The following is a 4,613-nucleotide window of genomic DNA, read 5'->3' as shown; positions in this document are numbered from 1 at the left end:
ATCAGGAAAAAGTGAAGCGTGTTTATGAGATTGGAGAAAATCTCTATATACCTGAAATAAAATTACCGGGTCGCAAGCAAAAGAAAACAGAATGGGTATCACAACATTTTTATGCATTAAAAGGCAGTGATAATGAAGTGAGAAGAGTTGTAGTCCTCACAGAGGATATAACTGAACGTAAAAATAATGAACGAAAGCAGAATCTAACCAGGAGAATTCTGCAATTATTGAATGCCCATGTTGAGTGGGAAGCGTTACAGAAACAGATTTTGCAGGAAATTAAGCAGGTGATGGATGTAGAATGCCTGGCAATCAGGTTTGATCAGAATCATGATTATCCATATCTTCAAACTTTAGGATTCAGCGATAAGTTCATCAAGAGTGAATCTTTTCTTTCCAAGAAAAGCAAATCACCCCAGTTCAGTTATGAAAAACAGGATAAAAATCTTGAATGCCTGTGCGGAAAAATCATCAGACAGGATTTAGATACAACCCTGCCCTATTTAACTGAGAATGGGAGCTTCTGGACCAATAATCTTGGAGAACTTGTTAAGCGACCTGAATTCGATAATGGTCAGATAATCAGCAGATATACTTGTGTGAAGGAAGGATTTCAGTCAATAGCTTTAATCCCTTTGATCTCTGATGATGTTACAATAGGATTGATCCAGTTAAATGATACTCGAAAGAATATCTTTTCAGCAGAAATGATAACAAATCTAGAAGAAATTGGAGCTACTATTGCAATTGCCTTCCAAAGGAAACAATCTGAGCAGAAGTTAAAAGGCAGTGAAAAGCAGTTTAGAAGTCTTTTTGAAAACTCTGTCATGGGTATCTTTAGAATTTCTGATCAAGGTAAGATATTAATGATGAATCCCTGTCTTCTTAATTTTCTTGGTTATAATACACTTGAGGAGTTTTCTGCGAGCACAATTCCTCCAGCAGATGATTTTAAAAGAATTATCCGGAAATTATACAATAATATCAAAGTAAACCCTGAGCAAATGCATCAGTTTGAAGCCAGCTGGACAAGAACAGATGGCAAAAACATTTATGTTCGCACCACAGCAAAGACAATATTGAATTCTAAAAATGAATTGTTGTATATTGATGGCACAATATTAGACCGAACAGACCGGATGAAGGCTTCCCGTGAACTCCTGGAAAGTCGTGAATTGTACAGAAGCCTGGTAGAAAAGGCAAATGTAGGAATTGTTACTGATGATGAGAATGGAGATATTACTTATTTCAACAAGAAGTTTGCGGAGCTTTTAGGATATACCCAGAAAGAGATGTCACAAATAACTTATAAGGAAATATTTCTCCCGGATCAACTTGCTATGATGATTGAAAATCATAGCAGGCGGATTAATGGTAAAGAAGCACCGTCTAATTATGAAATACGGGGTATCAAAAAGGATGGCAGTATAATTGATCTGGCAATCGCAGTTGATCACATACTTGATGATGAATTTAATATTATTGGAACGCGAGCATTTCTCTGGGATATAACTGACAGGAAGCAGGGAGAAGCAATCCAGGCAGCACTTTATAATATCTCATTGGCAATCAATTCATCAGAAAGTTTGAGTGATCTCTATATTAAGATCAAAGAGTATCTGGGTACAATAATCGATACCACTAATATTTTTGTGGCAATGTTTGATAAAGATAAGGATGAGTTGAGTTTGCCTTTTGAAGTTGATGAGAAGGATCATTTTGAGACTTTTCCGGCAGGAAACTCTATCACATCCTATGTGATCAAACAAAAAGAACCTGTTATGTTACTTGAATCCGAGATATTTGCTTTAGCCAAGAAAGGTGATATTGATCTAATAGGAACACCTGCAAAAGTCTGGCTTGGGGCACCATTGAAAGTAAAGGAAGAGATAATTGGTGTTATCGTGGTTCAAAGTTATGATAATCCTAATCTATATACCAGAAAAGACCTGCAGATATTATCAATCATCTCAAATGAGATCGCCATTGCGATAGATAAAAAACGTGCTGAAGATAATCTTCGCAGAACTAATGAGGAATTGATAATATTACACAAGAGTCTGGAAGAAAAGGTAAAACAGGCTGTATCAGAATCACGCGAAAAGGATCATGTGATCATGCAGCAATCTCGACAGGCAGCAATTGGAGAGATGATTTCCAGTATTGCGCATCATTGGCGTCAACCCTTAAATATTATCGGTGTAACTTTTCAGTCAGTGCGGGAAGCCTTTGAATTTGAAGAACTCACCGACGAATATATGGAAGATAAGACTAAGATAATCATGGATATTCTTCAATCCCTGTCCAAGACAATTGATACTTTCCGCTTCTTTTACAGTAGAGATGATTCCTCTGTAGAGTTTGATCTCAGTAAAGTTATCTCAAATTCGATTTTCACAATACAAAGTAAACTTGAGAATAGCAAAATTATTCTTAAAACTGAAATTAATGAAAGTTGTTCGATCACTGGAAATGAAAGTGAATTTTCACAGGTATTTCTTAACATCTTGAATAATGCTTATGATGCTTTACTGGATAGAAAAATAGAAAACCCCATGATCGAAGTAAAACTTGCCAAGGTAGATGATCATTTCAGGTTATCCGTACGCGATAACGCCGGTGGTGTGAATAATAAGATCAAAGATAAAATATTTGAGCTATATACTTCCACAAAGGAAAACCTTAATAATACTGGTATTGGATTATATATTGCCAAATTGATCATTGAAAAACACATGGAAGGTAATTTATATCTGATCAATCATGATGATGGTGCAGAATTCGTTATAGAATTATAAAATTATCTGTGATAAATGAAAAACCCGGGAGTTGAAACTCCCGGGTTTTTTTTGTATTAATTATCTGCTATTTCAATAGCAGAGCCTTACTAATATCAGATCCCGATTCAGAGATCATTCGGAAGTAATAAATACCACTCGGTTGTGAATGATTACCACGATCCTTTCCATCCCAGATCACTTTGTGTATACCAGTAAGATATTCTCTATCCACGAGAGTCTTCACATGCTGTCCTCTTGAATTATAAACATCAATTCTGATATTCTGAGCTGAGCTGACCGCAAATTCTAAGGAAGTTTCAGGATTAAATGGATTTGGATAATTACCAATTATTGCCGTTACAGCAGGTATAATTTCCACACCATTATTTTCTGTTTCTTCCACATACACAGTCCAGGTAATATTATATGAGTAATCTTCATCAGTAATTATGCAGCGAACTACAAAAGTACCATCCACATCAAACAGATATGAAAAATCAGGAAGATCATCACCAACTGGTTGAGTATTTACTCTCCAGCTGTATGAAGGTTCACTGTCAATATCCGTAACTTCTACATGGAAATCCAAAGTAGAATGCTGTAAGGTATCAATTTCAGTCTCAACTGGTTCAAATGATACTATCACTGGAGGATCATTTACTGGATTCACCGTTACTGCCATGTCTTCACGGAAAATTTCTCGTCCCTGTTGATCATCAACAAATATCGAAACAATTTCGCTACCATTCCAGTCTGGTGTTGCAGTGAATATTATCGTCATACCAAAGATATTAGCAATAACCTCAGTATTTCCAGTTAATACACACACAAGATCATCACCTTCCACGTCATAAGCATATTCGCTTACATCAAAGGCAAGAGTGCCATCTTCATTGAAAATCACCTCATCAGGTAAATCTAATGTAGGTGTATCATTTACGGAATTTACTATTAGAAGGAAACTGTCATTTATCTCATCTCGATTCTGATTATCACTTACTGTGATCATAATAGTAGTTTCACCAAACCAGTTCGGAATAGATGAGATCGTAGCTATTGAGCCTGTTAGATCTATCTGAATATTGTTTTCATTAAAATCAATTTCATAACTCAGATAGTCTCCATCCACATCTTGATAATAATCATCCAGATTCAGGGTTACATCTTCAAAGTCCTCATCTACTGTATATGGATCAGGAATCTGAACATTAATAAATGGTGGGTCATTAACTGGAGTAACTATTATATCCATATTATCACTTGCAATTCCTCCTGATAGATCACTGATATCTACATCTATGTTACCAGTGCCATTCCAGTCCTGAGTCGCAGTGATAATTGCATTCAGTCCATTAATTGTATAGAAAAGGTCTTCAGTAGCATCAATGGTCATAATGAAATCTTCGCTATCAACATCTTCCAGATACAGGGAGAAATCAATTATTAAGCTTTCATCCTCAGCAAAAGATAACTCATCCGGCAGGACAAGTTCCGGTGCATCGTTCACCGGATTTACCAGTACTGTTAACACATCTGAAATTGGTGGATATACTATTCCATCTGTCACTCCAATAGTAACATTTTCGCTTCCAAACCAGTTCAGAGGGGAAGAGAAAGTAGCAATCAGACCATTAAATTCTACATCGATATTATTAGAATTAATCAATAATGCTGTCAGCGCATCTCCGTCTACGTCATTTGCATATAATCCTAAATCAAGTATTGTTGTGGTATCCTCATCAAAACTGATATTGGCTGGCAGGTTCAAGACTGGAGCATCATTAACTGGAGTTACTGTGATCAGGATGTCATCTGAAACAATAACTCTTTCCT

2 protein-coding genes are annotated in these 4,613 nt (G+C 36.2%); one reads left to right on the top strand and one right to left on the bottom strand.

Translation table 11 applies throughout. The annotated features are described in order from the left end of the window. A partial coding sequence (locus tag RAO94_01930; GenBank protein ID MDP8321089.1) for a PAS domain S-box protein occupies positions 1 to 2,798 on the top strand: 2,798 nt, incomplete at its 5' end. A gap of 67 nt (positions 2,799 to 2,865) precedes the next feature. Here RAO94_01930 and RAO94_01925 read toward each other — a convergent pair. Then, on the bottom strand, positions 2,866 to 4,613 hold a 1,748-nt coding region (locus RAO94_01925), incomplete at its 5' end, for a tandem-95 repeat protein (protein MDP8321088.1).

Source organism: Candidatus Stygibacter australis, from assembly GCA_030765845.1.
GTDB lineage: Bacteria > Cloacimonadota > Cloacimonadia > Cloacimonadales > TCS61 > Stygibacter > Stygibacter australis.
Note: the sequence above shows the minus strand (reverse complement) of the source record. Positions and strands in the feature narration are given on the sequence as shown.